We start from the raw sequence: 16274 nt of genomic DNA, 5'->3' as shown, positions 1-16274 counted from the left end.
CAAGGCAGCCGAGCCTGTTGACATCAATGACAATGCGGCTTACGACAGCCCTGTGGACTTCACTGCCCCAACGCTGAAATACACGCAACTATCTCGGCGCAGACCAGTGGCAGGCTGTGTACGTGCCTTTCGAGACTCAGGCTACAGACTGGACAGACAACGGCATCACCGTGGCAAGCATCAACAATTTCCATGAGTACGAGAAGAAAGATGGCAGCGGCTATGAGACGGTACTCGAAGTGAAGAAGGCTACATCTGGAGAGTTTGAGGCTAACACCCCATACTTGTTGAGAACAAAAGATAGCGGAAGCAAGACTATCACTATCAATAATGTCAAGTTGCATAAGGCAGAATCGAAGACATACTACTGCATGAGCATGACTCGCAAGTATAACTTCACTGGCATCTACACTCCACAAAGTGGATTAGGTCAGGATGAATCATCAGTTGCCGTATATGCTCTCAACAAGCAAGGACTCATAGCTCCGTTAAACCCTTCTACCGAAGTTGGTGCACAGCGTTGGTATCTTACGGTAAGTAATCGTAATAGTTCTAACATGTCACAGGCATCAAAATCCCGTTCTATCAGCATAGATGAGGTCGGCGAGGGAGCAACAACTGCCATAAAGGGCATCCAAGTTATAACCAACAATGAGGCTGATAACACATCTCTAAATGGTATATATGACTTGCAAGGTCGTAAGCTCAGCAAAGAGCCTACTCATGGCATCTATATCAAAAATGGCAAAAAATATGTGAAATAGATATGTAAAATTTAAAAAGTAAGGAATATGAAAAAGAATTATCAGAAACCATCAATCACTGTAGTTGAGTTGGAAAATTCCTGTGTTCTATTAGCTGGGTCTAACCCATTGCCAGAAGGCTATGAGCAGGTTCGATTCACTGGTGAAGATTGTGATCCTGCATAGTATTGTGTTTTGGTTTATGCCAAATGGATCTACAAAATATCTGGCATAATTATCAACCCATACTTTGCGGTTGTTCCAAGGGTCTATACACCTCGACAAAAGGGTGTATAGACCCTTTTTCCTATTGTATGATGTCTTCAGTTAGAAGTACCTTTTGTTGGCTCATTTTCAGATTAGGCGGAACAGGGTTAGGGCTCACCGAGGAAGTAGAGAATGTAGGAGACTTGCATCGGGGTGAACTCCTTGCAGTTCTTGCCGTAACCGGTGGCGGCGAGCTTCTGGAGAAGGTCGGGGATGCGCTGGATCCATCGCATCAGGTGAGCACTGGCTACTGCTGGAGTAGCATCGGGAAAATACAGAAGAGCTAGCTCTTGCTTGGTATAACTTCTTAAATCCATAGTTTTGTTTGATTTTTTAAGGGGTTTATGATTGAGTTGCGGTTCATAAGCTACTGACTTTTGCATCGTAAGTCTCTGACTTTTGCACCGTAAGTCCTTGGTTTCCGTTTCGGAAGTAACTGGCTTCCGGGTGACAGGGTGACAGGGGTGACAGGGAATTCTGAAGATTTACTCTCGCGCGGGCAGGCAGGAAAAATCAGGCCGAAAGTTCCTGCCTGCCCGCGTGCGAGGCGAAATGTTGAAAAACTCGTGTCACCGTGTCACCGTGTCACCCTGAACCGGATGGAACCGAAGGTTTGGAGGAACGGCTAGAACGGGGCATCATCATCGCATTGCGGTGGGTTGATGCAGACGGATACCTGGTAAGCCTTGATTTCCTCGGCTGTACGGACGATTGCCCTGTAACCACGGCTGTGCTTGGTGCGCATCTTTTCGAATCCGAGATCATTGAAAGCCTTGCCCAGTTTCGAACTGTTCAGCTTCTGGGAGATGTTGCAACTGATGATCTGCATCGCTCTGGCTATGGACACGAACTCCCCTGTCTCCGCCTCCGTTGGCTTTCGGAAGTAGAGATCCACAAGTTCCTGTTCTAGTCTGGGCGCCTCAAAAGCGCGGTTGTGCCGGTTCTGCTTTTCTATCTCCTCATCGGTGAACCAGTAGCGGAAATCACTCTTGTAGAGGGCGTAAGCCTGGGCGTAGATGCCTTCGTAATTGAACGGATGCTCACGGGGCGAGAGGATGCTCTCTATCTCGTAGGGCAGCCAGCGACGGTTACCGGTAGGGTCGCTCAAAAACTCGGGATTGTTGCCCGTGCCGCAGAAGGTGTTGATATGCTTGCGCTGCTCGGCATAATGGCCGTATGCCGCCCTTTCGTTGGTATACTGCATCGTTACCACAGCCTTCAGCTGGTTCAGTTCCGATGGACTCATCGTGTCGAGCTCTTCATAACAGATGAGTGCATACTGCGAAAGGGCGATGATATCATCCTTCGTCATGCGCCTGGCATTCGCCTTCGTATAGAAGTATTGCTTCAGTTCCGGCGGCAGGAGATAGTTGAACCAGGTGGTTTTGTAGGCGCCCTGTCTGCCGATGAACACCAGGATGACATTGTTGACGGCACCTTCGTCTATCCATCCTGCTATCATCGCCACGAGCCATTTCCTGAGGGCTTCACAGAAGGGCATCACGGGGTCTCCCTTCATCTTTACCGTGGCAGCGAGTTCGGCTATATAGTCCTTGTCGCCTTCCTGCCAGGGTGGGAGATTCTCCAGATAATCGGTGAAGGGATTGTAGGGCGGGGTATAGTCGCTCTCGATGACATTGATCATGTCGCTCTTGCTCACCCTTGCGGTTAGCGACATGTTGCTCCATTGCGTATTCAGATCGCGGTCCTGGAGGATTCGCCATTTCCCCTTCAGATACTCGTAGCGCAGGGTGATGAGGTTGAAGCGGAGTTTGATATGCCCGTCGAGGAAGTCTTTGATTTCATCTACGGTGGCATAGGGAATCTTTCCGGTTTCTGCCTTCATCTTCTGTGGGTGAGTGGTGTTGTCGTAGCACGACTTGAACACCTGTTCTACACTGTCGTATTCGGGAAACTGCCTGATAGCCCACTGGGTGGCTTCTTTCCTGTCGTACCGTTTCTTAGCCATCATGTAGCCCACCCGCATCACATACTGGTTGTGGTTGCCGGGTTCGTACCTGATCTTTTCGCTTTCCAGCTTGGGTTTGACGATCTGCTCGTAGTAGTCGGCGATGCGTTCCTGTTTCTTTTTCTTCTGGGCGGTCTTGAGCGTAGCTGAATGGAAATGGCTGATTTCCTCGGCGCTGAAGGCTGTGGCTTCAGGATTGAAATAGACTTCGGGGTCGTAGGCGAGTCCGCTGAGCCTTGTGATGTTCTTGCAGAGCGGATCGCTTTCCTTGCCGATGAGATGCGCGTAGTAGTCGTTTCCCATGGCGAAGGCGGCGGGATAATCATCGCCTTCGTAGCGGTAGATGACGCGCAGTCCGTTGCCGCTCATGGTAACGTAGCAGAGCAGGGTGTGGGCATCGTGGCAGATTCTCTCTTTGAGCGAGCGCAGGGTGCCGTCATCCGGTTTTTCTGTGATGTGGTCGAAGTCGACCAGTGACAGATGTGTGAGGCTCCGGATGTTGTCCTTGCCTTTTCCGCCTTCGAAGATGCAGGCTACGGCGAAGAGGGGTGCATCGTGCTTGTACGACTTATTCCCCGTTTTCCGGTAAGACTCGGTGAAAAACCTGAGTTTCTCATCTTCCTTCATGAAGGTTACCAGGCCTTCCAACTGGCCAGGTGAAGGAATCTTGCTGGCCATGTTAATGAATGTTGTTATGTTCATAATCTCCTAAAAATATTATATTGTTTATACAATATATGTATCGGTTATTCGTTTCCTTATAGGTAAGCAGATTGTTGAATCTGTTTTACATGGTGCAAAGATAATAAAAAGAAAATAAAAAAGAGTTCCCGTAGTGGGAACTCGTATACAATAATTACAAACAATTTAAAAAAATTAAGTAATGAAGATTGTTAATTTTATTGCAGACAACAGCCGTTTCGGCGTTGTTCTGAGTGAAGTGATGAAGAACCATCATGTATCTGGTTCTGATCTGATGTTTTATGCTGGGATGCATAAGGAAAACATTTTTGCAATCTAAAAGGGTAAGGGCGATTATCGGCTCAGTGTTTATGTGAGGATTGTTTCAGCTCTTCGGTACTTTATCGAAGATCCGGAAGAATACGCCCGAGTAAAGCAACGACTTATCGAAGCAGCCTTCGATGATAGTTACTTTTATAATAAATAATTCTTTTGAATTGGTTTTTTAAAATTAAAAAGTGGAATCCGGCGGTTGTCGGATTCCACTGATATCGTATTTTCACCCTGTGCGGGTGGAATTACCCAATACGCCCTGAAACTTCAATTTAACGCAAGAACTTTCCGGTAAGGCTTGCCTTGCAGGCAGCTACTTCTTCCGGAGTTCCGGCAACAACGAGATTACCGCCCTTGTCGCCGCCTTCCGGACCGAGGTCGATGATATAGTCGGCACACTTGATGACATCCAGATTGTGCTCAATCACAACCAGCGAATGGCCCCTTTCTATCAGGGCATTGAAGGCATGGAGCAGGCGCTTGATGTCGTGGAAGTGAAGACCCGTGGTAGGCTCGTCGAAGATGAAGAGCGTAGGCTCCTGTTCTTCCTTACCTATGAAGAAGGCGAGCTTTACACGCTGATTCTCACCACCCGAAAGCGAACTTGAATTCTGACCGAGCTTGATATAACCCAGACCTACATCCTGAAGCGGTTTCAGGCGGTTTACGATGATGCGGCAGTTGTCGAAGTCGCCCTCGTTGCGCTGCAACTTTTCATCGCTGAAGAACTCGATGGCCTCGTTTACCGTCATGTTCAGCACATCATTGACGTCTTTTCCGCCATAGCGAACCTCCAGGATATCGTGCTTGAACCGCTTGCCCTTACAAGCCTCGCAGGTCAGCGTGAGGTCTGCCATAAACTGCATCTCGATGGTAACATATCCCGCACCCTTACATTCCTCGCATCTTCCGCCTTCAGTATTGAAAGAGAAGTACTGCGGCGTGAATCCCATCTGCTTAGCCAGTGGCTGGTTGGCAAAGAGGGCACGTATCGCATCGTATGCCTTCAGATAAGTGGCAGGGTTGCTGCGGGTACTCTTTCCGATAGGGTTCTGGTCAACAAACTCTACATGATGGATGCTCTTCCAGTCGCCTTCCATCGATGTATATTCGCCTGGGGCATCTGCTACGAGGTCCAGACGGCGACGCATGGCAGGATAGAGGATTCCCTTGATGAGCGAACTCTTGCCTGAGCCTGATACACCGGTTACACAGGTGAATACGTTGAGCGGTATCTTAACATCGATGCCGCGCAGATTGTTCATCCGGGCTCCCTTGATTTCGATATACTGGTTCCAGGCACGGTGGCTCGTTGGCACCTTTATCTCCTCGTTGTGGGTCAGGTACTTGATGGTATAACTCTCCGGATATTCAGCCAGCAGCTTTTCCTGTTCAGCCTTGTCGGTGGTTGAATATTCTGATGACGGACCGGCGTAGACCACTCTTCCGCCCAGTCTGCCGGCATCGGGACCGATATCGATGAGATAGTCGGCTGCCCGCATAATCTCTTCGTCGTGTTCTACCACAACCACCGTATTGCCCAGTTGCTGCAGTTCTTTCAGCACCTTAATCAGTCGGGCGGTATCGCGGCTATGGAGTCCGATACTAGGTTCGTCGAGGATATATACGCTACCCACGAGCGATGAGCCCAGGTTGGTGGTCAGGTTGATGCGCTGACTCTCACCGCCGGAGAGGGTGTTGGAGAGTCGGTTGAGCGTAAGATACCCCAGACCAACATCCAGGAGGAACTGCAGGCGGTGGGTGATTTCGGTGAGCAGACGCTTGCTGATTTCCTTCTCATGCTCCGAGAGTTCCAGTTTCCTGAACCATTCGCTCAGGTTCACAATCGACATCTCAACCAGTTCGGTGATGCTCTTTCCGCCAATCTTCACATAGTTGGCTTCCTTCTTGAGTCGGGTACCATGGCAGTCAGGACAAATCGTCTTTCCACGGAATCGGCTCAGCATCACGCGGTATTGTATCTTGTACTGGTTCTCCTTTACCATTCTGAAGAACTCATCGATGCTCACCCTTTCCTGCTGTTTGCGTTTCTTCTCGCCAGGCAGACCGTGCCACAGCCAGTCCTTCTGCTGCTGAGTCAGTTCGAAATAAGGCTTGAAGATAGGGAAGTCGTATTCAGCAGCTCTGCGGATGAATTCCTTGAGCCACATACCCATCTTTTCGCCTCGCCAGCAAACCACACATCCGTCATATACGCTCATCGAAGTGTTCGGGATGACGAGTTTCTCATCGATGCCTATTATGCTGCCGAAACCTTCGCAGGTAGGGCAGGCTCCGAGAGGTGAGTTGAAGGCAAACATATTGTCGGTAGGCTCTTCAAACTGCATGCCGTCAGCTTCGAACCGGGTAGAGAAGTCGTAGCAGATGTTGCTTGGCAGGAAGACGAGGCGGCAGGCTCCATCTCCCTCATAGAAGGCAGTTTCGGCAGAATCCATCAGTCGGCTGATATCATCCTTCTCATCGCTTACCGAAGCACGATCGATGACCAGGAAGATTTCTTCATCCTTCTGTTGCATTCTCTTTCTCAGTTTGTCGCCGCTTACTTCCAGCAGTTCCTTATCCGCCTGCTCCATGAAGTCTTCGATACGCACGAATTCACCTTTTATATATATACGCGCGTAACCTTCCTGGTTGTACATCTCCAGCTGTTTGCCCAGACTGCGCCCTTCGATGACGTGGATAGGGGCGAGGATGACAAACCTGGTACCCTGGGAATACTGTCGGGTACAGGCGAGTACATCTTCGGTAGTATGGCGTTTCACCTCCTGTCCGCTGATAGGCGAATAGGTTTTTCCGATGCGTGCGTAGAGCAGTCGCAGGTATTCGTAGATTTCGGTGTTGGTGCCCACGGTAGATCGTGGGTTGCGCGAAATCACTTTCTGTTCGATGGCGATGGCAGGTGGCAATCCTTTGATGAAATCACATTCCGGTTTGCTCATACGTCCCAGAAACTGGCGTGCGTACGAAGAGAGCGACTCCACATAGCGGCGCTGGCCCTCAGCATATAAGGTATCAAAAGCCAACGATGATTTTCCCGATCCCGAGACACCCGTAATGGCAACAAACTTGCCCTGAGGTATCTTCACATCGATATTCTTGAGGTTGTTGGCTCTTGCCCCTTTTATTTCTATATATTTATCTTTCCCCATTTTTTTACCTTTTAACTTTTTTACCTTTATTCGTGGTGGTAAGGTTCACCTTTTATAATAGTACATGCGCGATAGAGCGCCTCGGTAAAGATAAGGCGCACCATCTGATGCGAGAAGGTCATCTTGGAGAGGGAAATCTTCTCGTTGGCGCGGTCGTAGACAGACGGTGAGAAACCGTAAGGACCGCCGATGACAAAGACGAGCCTTCTTGCCGTGGCCTGCTTGCGCTCTATCCATTTGGCAAACTCGATGCTTCGGAATTCCTGTCCATGTTCATCCATCAGCACCACCGTATCCGAAGGCTGGAGGAGTTTCAGAATCAGTTCTCCTTCCCGTTCCTTCTGCTGCTGTTCGCTGAGACTCTTGGTGTTCTTGAGCTCAGGAATGGTTGTTATATTGAAAGGCATATAATGGGTGATGCGCTCGGCATAATCCTTGATGCCCGCAATGAAATGCTTGTTTACGGTCTTTCCGACCAGAATGAGTTCTGTCTTCATTTCGTTGGCGTTTTCTTCCTATACACTTTACACTTGAATTGACTTTCACTTCGTCCGTCGAACGTTGTTTCTTCGTTCTTCACTTCTTCTCGTCCCTGTAATATCCTGTTCCTATTCTTTTCGGATTCTTCGGGAACCAGCCTTTCTCGCAGCGTTGTCTCTGTTCGAAGAGTTCACCGATGCTCCAAAGGCATGAAGCACCTACTACGCCCAGTATGGCAGAGAAGAGCACGTTGGCAACCAGAAAGGCAGCTCCTATGCAGATGATGCCTGCAACGAGGAAAACCCACCAATAGCGGGTGCCCGTATAATATTCCGTCTTCATGACGATAGGGTGAAAGATACCTATTATTAAAAAGGTGGATACGGCGATGATGACGCCCGTGTAATATACTTCCATATTCTATTGTTTTTATATTTTGTTCATTCAACTTTGCTATCTTACCAATATAATATTGCTAAATATGAGCTTTATTCTATTTTCAATTCCATTTCAATGTGCAAAAATACAAAAAAAACTTCATTCTTGCTTGGTTTATCAAAATTTTTATATAACTTTGTACGCAAATAGAGAAATTATGCATTGTTTTCGTGCACATCCTTCTCGATAAGAATTAATTAATAACATAATATAATCAAACTATGGCTAATAACGCAGAATTGATCAAGCAGTGTGAAGAAAGAGCACAGCAGTGGCTTACACCTGCTTTTGACGAAGAAACCCGTAAGGAAGTAAAGGCAATGCTCGACGCAGAGGACAAGTCTGCTCTCGTTGATGCATTCTATCAGAACTTGGAGTTCGGTACTGGTGGTTTGCGCGGTATCATGGGCGCAGGTACCAACCGCATGAACAAGTATATCGTTGGTATGGCTACACAGGGCTTTGCTAACTACATCCTCAAGGCTTTCCCAGGTGAGGAGAACCTTTCTGTAGTGGTAGGTCACGACTGCCGTAACAATTCCCGTCTCTTCGCTGAGACCGTAGCTGCCATCTTCTCTGCCAATGGCATCAAGGCTTATCTCTTCGAGAGCCTCCGTCCTACACCAGAGATTTCTTTCGCTATCCGTGAGCTCGGTGCCAAGGCTGGTGTCAACGTAACAGCTTCTCACAACCCTAAGGAATACAACGGTTACAAGGCTTACTGGAGCGACGGTGCTCAGGTTCTGGCTCCACACGATACAGGTATCATCGAGGAGGTAAACAAGGTTACTATCGACCAGGTGAAGTTTGAGGCTAACTGGGATAAGATCAAGATTATCGGTGGTGAGATGGATTACGACTACATGACAGCCGTTCATTCTGCTATGATTGACCAGGATGTCATCAACCGTCAGAAAGACCTCAACATCGTTTATTCAGCTATGCACGGTACAGGTCGTGTCATCGTACCTCTCTGTCTGCGTTCTTGGGGCTTCCAGAACATCAATGTAGTTCCTGAGCAGATGGTTGTAGATGGCAACTTCCCAACAGTCGTTTCTCCAAACCCAGAGAATGCAGAGGCTATGACTCTCGGTATGAAGCTCGGTACCAAGTTGAACGCTGACCTCGTGGTTGCTACTGACCCAGATGCTGACCGCCTGGCCATCGTTTGCCGCGACGACAAGGGCGAGTGGATGATCATCAATGGTAACCAGACAGCCATGATGTTCTGCTACTACATCATTGAGAACAAGAAGAAGTTGGGCAAGTTGAAGCCAACAGACTTCCTTGTAAAGACCATCGTAACAACAGAAGTTATCGCTGAAATTGCCAAGAAGAACAACGTAGAGTTGCGCGATTGCTACACCGGTTTCAAGTGGATTGCACGCGAGATTGCTATCTCTGAGGGCAAGCAGCAGTACATCGGTGGTGGTGAGGAGAGCTTCGGTTTCTTGCCATACGATAAGGTACGCGATAAGGATGCTCCTGCATCTATCTGTCTGATTTGCGAGATTGCAGCATGGGCTAAGGATCAGGGCAAGACTCTCTACGACCTCCTGATGCAGATTTATGCAGAGTATGGCTTCAGCAAGGAGTTCACAGTAAATGTAGTTCGCCCAGGTAAGACCGGTGCTGACGAGATTAAGCAGATGATGACAGACTTTCGTGCCAACCCTCCACAGGAGTTGGGTGGCAGCAAGGTGGTAACCTGGAAGGACTATCAGTCTTTGGAGGTTAAGCATGCTGACGGCAGCGTAGAGAAGCTCGATATGCCTGCTACAAGCAATGTACTCCAGTGGTTCTGCGATGACAACACCAAGGTAAGTGTCCGTCCATCAGGTACAGAGCCTAAGATCAAGTTCTATATAGAGGTTAAGGATCCTTCATTCAAGTGCGCTGGTTGCTACAACCGCTGCATAGCTGCTGCAATGGATAAGATCGAGGCTATCAAGAAGAGCCTGAAGTTGGATTAATTTCATAGGAAATCATATCATGGCGCTCCGGTAATTATTGCCGGAGCGCTTTTCGTTTCAGTAGCCGTTTATTCTTCTCGAAATAGGGTAGCAAGTTACCCTCATAATCATGTTTTTATAGAAAAAAAGCAAAAAGACTTGCGTATTTTCTGATTTTTATTTATCTTTGCACCCATATTACAAAATTATAACATAGAATTATACTCTTATGGGAGGCATTTTCGGAACTATTTCCAAGAAAAGCTGTGTCGCTGATCTCTTTTACGGCACAGATTACAACTCACATCTCGGCACACGCCGGGGCGGTTTGGCAACCTACAGTAGTGAGAAGGGCTTCGTGCGCTCTATCCACAATCTGGAAAGTTCATACTTCAGAACGAAGTTTGAATCTACACTCGACAAGTTTGAAGGAGCTACATCGGGCATCGGCGTGATTAGCGATACAGATGCCCAGCCACTCATCATGAACTCTCATCTTGGCCGCTTTGCCATTTGCACTGTAGCTAAGATAGTAAACAAGGATGAACTTACTCAGCTTCTGCTCGAAAAGAACATGCACTTTGCTGAAATGTCTTCGGGTAGTACCAATCCTACTGAGTTGGTGGCTCTGCTCATTATTCAGGGTAAAACCTTCAGAGAAGGTATCGAAAACGTTTTCCATCACATCAAAGGTTCCTGCACCATGATGATCCTTACCGAGGATGGCATCATCTGTGCGCGCGACAGTTGGGGACGTACTCCAATCATCATCGGCAAGAAGGAAGGAGCCTATGCGGCTTCCAGCGAAACCACCTCGTTCCCTAATCTCGATTATGAAACAGCATATGAGGTAGGACCAGGCGAAATCGTGAAGATTAAAGCTGATGGCATGGAGCAGATCCGTCCTGCCAACAAGAAGATGCAGGTTTGCTCTTTCCTCTGGGTTTACTACGGATTCCCTACATCTACCTACGAGGGCAAGAATGTAGAGGAGGCGCGTTTTACCAACGGCTTTAATCTCGCCAAGACCGATGATGTGGAGGTAGACTGCTGCAGCGGTATTCCTGATTCAGGTACGGGTATGGCGATGGGTTATGCTGCCGGCAAGGGTGTGCCTTACCAGCGCTGTATTGCCAAGTATACGCCTACATGGCCTCGCAGTTTTACTCCAAGCAACCAGAGCATGCGTTCGCTGGTAGCCAAGATGAAGCTGATTCCTAACAAGGCGATGCTGAAGGGCAAGCGTGTGTTATTCTGTGATGACAGTATCGTTCGTGGTACCCAGCTTCGCGACAATGTGAAGGTGCTTTTCGACCAGGCTGGCTTGAAGGAGTGCCACATGCGTATAGCGTGTCCTCCATTGGTATACGGCTGTCCGTTCATCAACTTCACTTCTTCCAAGAGTGACATGGAGCTGATTACCCGCCGTATTATTGAGAAGTTTGAGGGTGATGCCAACAAGAATCTTGAGAAATACGCTACCACCGGTTCTCCTGAGTATCAGAGAATGGTAGATGAGATTGCTAACCAGTTGGGCTTGACTTCCCTGAAGTTCAATACCATCGAGCAGCTGGTAGAGGCCATCGGTCTTCCAAAGTGCCAGGTATGTACCCATTGCTTTGATGGCAGCAGCGCATATACTCTGAATGAGTTTGCTGATGAAGACTAAAATAAGAATATAAGTTCTTGATAGATAAGAAGATAGGTCTAGTGATCCCGCTTAGCGCGGTGTTGCTAGACCTATTTTTATTGTTATTTTCGGAAATTTTGAACATATTGTGATAAGATGTGAATAGTCTTTTATCACCGAAAAGCTGTACCTTTGCATCCAGATAATAAATGAAACGTAAATCAATAGAAATCATTAAGAAGATATGAAGAAAATAATCATCTTATGTTTCGCGCTCGGAGCTTTCCATACTCTTGGCGCACAGGAGACGCTTACGCTCAGCCAGTGCCTGCAGATGGCAGTGGATAACAACCTGTCGCTCCAGAGCAGCCGAAACGAAATAGCTAAGGGAAAGTACGCTATCAGCGAAAATCAGGCTAAACTCTATCCGCAAATCAATGCGGTGGCACAGCTCAACGACAACTTTACGCCGCCTGTTTCGGTTACCGACGGCTCGGCTTACGGCAAGCCTTATAATGTAACCAAGACGTTGCAGTATAATGCTTCGGCGGGTGTACAATTGCAGATGCCGCTGTATAACCAGATGATTCTTACCGCCATCGATATCACCAAGATTGCCGATAAACTCAACCAACTCTCTTATGAGAAGGCGCGTGAAGACCTCATCGTGCAGACTGCCAAGATGTATTACATGGCGCAGAACACATCTGAGCAGATTCGTCTGACGGATGACAATATCAAGCGACTGGTAGAACTCAGAAACATCACCCAGGCTTTCTATGATAACCAGATGAGTCTGGAGGTAGATCTGAAGCGAGTGAATCTCAATATCGAGAACCTCACCGTGCAGCGCGATAACGCCATCGCCATGCTCGAACAGCAGTATACCATGCTCAAGTATGTGATAGATTATCCTGCCGAGAAGGAGATGAAGGTGACAGCCGTAGATCCGGGAAAGATTGAGATGGTGAAGGCTGACGGACTGGATACGGGACTCTACGAACTCCAGTTGCTGGAACAGAAGAAATTGCTCACCCAGAAGCAGACCAAACTTGCCAAGGACGGCTATCTGCCATCGCTCTCGCTGACCGGAAACCTGATGTATTCTGCCTTTACCGATAGGATAGATCACTGGATTCATTCGGGCGAGTCAAACCACTGGTATGGTTCCAATGGTCTGGGCATTCAACTGAGAGTGCCTGTATTCGATGGTTTTGAAAAGCGTTCTAAAATCAGAAAGGCGAAGATAGAGGAGGAGAATGCACGCATCGGTTACGAGGACGCCCTGAAGGGACTGCAGGCAAACTATATGAATGCGGTGAGCGAGGTGAACAACAGTCAGCGCAACTACAAGAAGCAGTTTGATAATTATACCATGGCGCAGGATGTTTACAACGTAACAGCCGACCAGTATAAGGAGGGTGTGGCTTCGATGACAGCGGTGCTGCAGGACGAGATGCGTATGAGCGAGGCAATGAACAATTATCTCACAGCCTACTATCGCTATAAAGTTGCCAATCTCTCGCTGCTCAAGTTGACTGGACAGCTCAACCAGATTTCGGTTGCTAAATAACGGAGAAGAATAAATCATTAAGAAATAAAATATAAACAGGAAAACGGGATGTAAAAAACTTTACTTCATATTCCCTGATTCCAAATTACAATAAAACTATGGAACAGAACGAAAATAAAAATGTAGAAACAGCAGAGGCTACACAGGTATCTCACGAAGAAACCAGGAAGAAACTGAAGAAGCAGCGCGTAAGACAGATTATCGCCAGCCTGATAGGTGTTGCTATCCTGGCTTTCGGACTCTGGAAAATCGTATGCCTCTTCCTCGATTATAACTCTAACGAAACGAGCAATGATGCTCAGATAGAACAATATATCTCACCGGTTAATCTCCGTGCATCCGGCTATATCGCCAAGGTATGCTTCAGAGAACATCAGGAAGTACACAAGGGAGATACCCTCCTTGTGCTCGACGACCGGGAGTATCGTATCCGTCTGATGGAGGCTGAAGCAGCCCTCAAGGATGCCAAGGCAGGAGCCAATGTCATCAATGCTACAGAGCAGACCACCGAGACATCAGCTTCTATCTATCAGGCATCTATCGATGAAATAAATGTACGACTTGCCAAACTCGCCAAGGACTGCGAACGCTATCGCAACCTGGTAGAAAAGAAGGCGGCTACTCCTATCCAGCTCGAACAGTTGGAGGTAGAATATGCAGCCACCAGAAAGAAACTCGAAGGGGTAAAGAAGCAGCAGGCTGCTGCCTATAAGGGTGTAAATGAGGTAACTACCCGCAAGCAGAATGTGGCTGCCTCCATCGAGCGTGCCGAGGCAGCCGTAGAGATGGCAAAGCTGAATCTCTCTTACTGTGTGGTTGTGGCTCCTTGTGACGGCAAACTGGGTCGCCGCTCTATCGAGGAGGGACAGATGGTGAATGCAGGAACCACCATTACCTACATCATTCCAACCAACAACAAATGGGTGATTGCCAACTATAAGGAAACCCAGATAGAGAATCTCTATGTAGGACAGAAGGTGCGTATGACTGTAGATGCCATCAGTAACAAGGAGTTTGAGGGTACGGTGACCGCCATTTCTGGTGCTACCGGTTCGAAATATTCGCTGGTACCTACAGATAATTCGGCTGGCAACTTTGTCAAGATTCAGCAGCGTGTGCCTGTAAGAATCGATTTCAACAACCTCAGCAAAGAGGATAATGAGCATCTTGCTGCCGGCATGATGGTGGTTGTCAAGGCTGAGAGAAAGTAAAAAAAAACAGCTAGATGGAAATGAAGTAATATATGGAAGAAGAATATAAGAATTATCCGTTTTATGATTGGGTGCCCAAACCGCTCGGCATCATCTTCATGATCATCCTCTTCGTGCCGATGATTACGATGAGTGGCGTCTATTCTGCCAACAGCGGCGAGATGATGAGCGGACTCGGCATCCAGTCGGAATACATCGCCTTTGCTGGCTTCTGCACCTCGATAGGAATGGCGGCTTTCTCGCCGTTCTTCTATGATCTGGTGTGCATACGTAGAGAGAAGATGATGTGCATCGTGGGCTTCTCCATTCTCTTTATCCTCAGTTTCGTGTGTGCCCAGACCGACTCGCTGTTTATACTCGGACTGTGCAGTCTGCTGATGGGTTTTGTCCGTCAGACGCTGCTGATGGCGCATCTCTTCGTGCTCATCAGATATGGTTTCGGAATAGAGGCTACGAGGAATATCACTCCGGGATGCGAGCCTACTACCGAGGAAGCATGGGATGCGGTAGATTCGGAGAAGATGGTGTCGCAGCCGGTCATCTATCTCTTCTTCATGATTATCGGACAGTTGGGAACCTGGCTAACGGCATGGCTTGCCTATGCTTATGAGTGGCAGTATGTTTATCATTTCATGATGGCATTCATGCTGGCAGGCATCATCATCGTGTTCTTCACCATGCCTTATCATAAGTATCCGATGCCTAAGTTCCCGATAACGATGTCGAAGTTTGGCAATGTTACGGTGTTCAGTATCATGCTCTGTTCGTTTGCTTATGTCATGGTTTTCGGTAAGACGCTCGACTGGTTTGATGATCCTACCATCCGTTTCTCTTCGGTGGTCTGTCTTATCTTTACCGCTCTGTTCATCTATTTGGAGAAGACGCGGCGTTCACCTTATTTCATCATGGAGGTGTTCCAGCTCAGGGTCATCAACTACGGTATCCTGCTCTTCTTCCTGCTGATGGTCTGCAATTCGAGTGCCATGTTTGTCAACGTGTTCACCAATGTGAGTATGAAGATAGATAACTGGCAGAACGCCACGCTAGGCAACTGGGTGATGGTGGGCTACACCGTGGGACTGATATTTGCAGTTATCGCCAGAGCTAAGAATGTTCACCTGAAGTGGATGTACTGTCTGGGTTTCCTCTTTATCGGAGCCTATGCGCTGTACATGTATTTCGAGGTACAGAACGACGGCATGTATGAACGTATGAAATGGCCTATCATCATCCGTTCTACAGGAATGATGCTGCTCTATTCGCTCATCTCCACGATAGCCAACCAGCGCATGCCTTACCGCTTCATGTCAACCTGGGTTTGCATCATGCTTACCGTTCGTATGGTCATTGCCCCTTGTATCGGCTCTGCGCTCTATACCAATGTGCTTCAGCACAGACAGCAGTATTATGTAACCCGCTTTGCCCAGGATTACGACCGCACGAACATCGAGACGGCGAAGACTTACGACCAGACGGTGAGAGGCATGCAATATCAGGGCAAGAGTGTAACCGAGGCACAGAATATGGCTGCCATGAGTACGAAGGGAAAGGTACAGGTACAGGCCACGCTGGTGAGCATCAAGGAGATGGCAGGCTGGACCTTCTACGGCTGTCTGCTGTGTGCCGGACTGATGCTCGTTCTCCCTTGGCGCAAGCGCAATATCGGGGAACTGACGCGTGAGTATCTGCTGAAGAATGTAGATGTGAAATCCCTGGGAAGAAGGTAGTGGAGTGCTAAAATATCATAAAAGATACAGGCTGCTCATCTGATGAATGGATATTTTTGTTATCTTCGCAGTTAAATCTGAAGATAACAGATTCATATTC

At 48.0% G+C, this 16274-nt stretch carries 13 protein-coding genes; 8 read left to right on the top strand and 5 right to left on the bottom strand.

Going from position 1 to position 16274, the window contains the following annotated elements; translation table 11 throughout:
- Window positions 1-116: 116 nt before the first annotated feature.
- Entirely contained in the window at window positions 117-764 is a 648-nt protein-coding gene (locus tag KUA48_RS13525) for a hypothetical protein (protein ID WP_153073788.1), read from the top strand.
- A 27-nt stretch (window positions 765-791) separates the two neighbouring features.
- A complete protein-coding gene (locus KUA48_RS13520; protein WP_153073787.1) occupies window positions 792-929 on the top strand; it encodes a hypothetical protein in 138 nt (45 codons plus the stop codon).
- A 188-nt stretch (window positions 930-1117) separates the two neighbouring features.
- Here the strand turns inward: KUA48_RS13520 and KUA48_RS13515 are convergent, their stop codons facing one another.
- Both KUA48_RS13515 and KUA48_RS13510 read right to left on the bottom strand, forming a co-directional pair.
- The gene (locus tag KUA48_RS13515; RefSeq protein ID WP_006846942.1) at window positions 1118-1327 is read right to left on the bottom strand and encodes a DUF4248 domain-containing protein; all 210 of its coding nucleotides are present in this window, start codon (window positions 1325-1327) and stop codon (window positions 1118-1120) included.
- 308 nt (window positions 1328-1635) lie between these two features.
- Window positions 1636-3681: a VapE domain-containing protein gene (locus KUA48_RS13510; RefSeq protein ID WP_218431753.1), complete on the bottom strand. Its 2046-nt coding sequence runs from the start codon at window positions 3679-3681 to the stop codon at window positions 1636-1638.
- A 181-nt stretch (window positions 3682-3862) separates the two neighbouring features.
- Here KUA48_RS13510 and KUA48_RS13505 point away from each other — a divergent pair, with 181 nt between their 5' ends.
- Window positions 3863-4000, top strand: coding sequence for a hypothetical protein (locus KUA48_RS13505; protein ID WP_181992797.1), 138 nt, complete (start codon window positions 3863-3865; stop codon window positions 3998-4000).
- 265 nt (window positions 4001-4265) lie between these two features.
- Here the strand turns inward: KUA48_RS13505 and uvrA are convergent, their stop codons facing one another.
- The 3 genes from uvrA to KUA48_RS13490 all read right to left on the bottom strand — a co-directional run bounded on the left by uvrA (window position 4266) and on the right by KUA48_RS13490 (window position 8060).
- Entirely contained in the window at window positions 4266-7163 is a 2898-nt protein-coding gene (gene uvrA / locus KUA48_RS13500) for an excinuclease ABC subunit UvrA (RefSeq protein WP_218431756.1), read from the bottom strand.
- Window positions 7164-7189: 26 nt separating this feature from the next.
- Entirely contained in the window at window positions 7190-7660 is a 471-nt protein-coding gene (gene rlmH / locus KUA48_RS13495) for a 23S rRNA (pseudouridine(1915)-N(3))-methyltransferase RlmH (protein WP_022120940.1), read from the bottom strand.
- Window positions 7661-7739: 79 nt separating this feature from the next.
- Window positions 7740-8060 carry a DUF4491 family protein gene (locus tag KUA48_RS13490; RefSeq protein WP_022120939.1) on the bottom strand — a complete coding sequence of 107 codons (321 nt, stop codon included), beginning with the start codon at window positions 8058-8060 and terminating at the stop codon, window positions 7740-7742.
- A gap of 242 nt (window positions 8061-8302) precedes the next feature.
- Here KUA48_RS13490 and KUA48_RS13485 point away from each other — a divergent pair, with 242 nt between their 5' ends.
- From KUA48_RS13485 to KUA48_RS13465, 5 genes are all read left to right on the top strand, one after another.
- Entirely contained in the window at window positions 8303-10054 is a 1752-nt protein-coding gene (locus KUA48_RS13485; RefSeq protein ID WP_218431757.1) for a phospho-sugar mutase, read from the top strand.
- 208 nt (window positions 10055-10262) lie between these two features.
- Entirely contained in the window at window positions 10263-11702 is a 1440-nt protein-coding gene (locus KUA48_RS13480) for an amidophosphoribosyltransferase (RefSeq protein ID WP_118253514.1), read from the top strand.
- 205 nt (window positions 11703-11907) lie between these two features.
- Entirely contained in the window at window positions 11908-13236 is a 1329-nt protein-coding gene (locus KUA48_RS13475; RefSeq protein WP_022120934.1) for a TolC family protein, read from the top strand.
- Between the two features lie 98 nt (window positions 13237-13334).
- Complete coding sequence (locus KUA48_RS13470) at window positions 13335-14447, top strand: HlyD family secretion protein (RefSeq protein ID WP_118253515.1); 1113 nt, start codon at window positions 13335-13337, stop codon at window positions 14445-14447.
- Between the two features lie 32 nt (window positions 14448-14479).
- Complete coding sequence (locus KUA48_RS13465; protein ID WP_118253517.1) at window positions 14480-16174, top strand: MFS transporter; 1695 nt, start codon at window positions 14480-14482, stop codon at window positions 16172-16174.
- Window positions 16175-16274: the final 100 nt, after the last annotated feature.

This window comes from Segatella copri (genome assembly GCF_019249795.2).
GTDB lineage: Bacteria > Bacteroidota > Bacteroidia > Bacteroidales > Bacteroidaceae > Prevotella > Prevotella copri_B.
The sequence above is the reverse complement of the archived record's forward strand: the minus strand, read 5'-3'. Positions and strand labels throughout refer to the sequence as shown.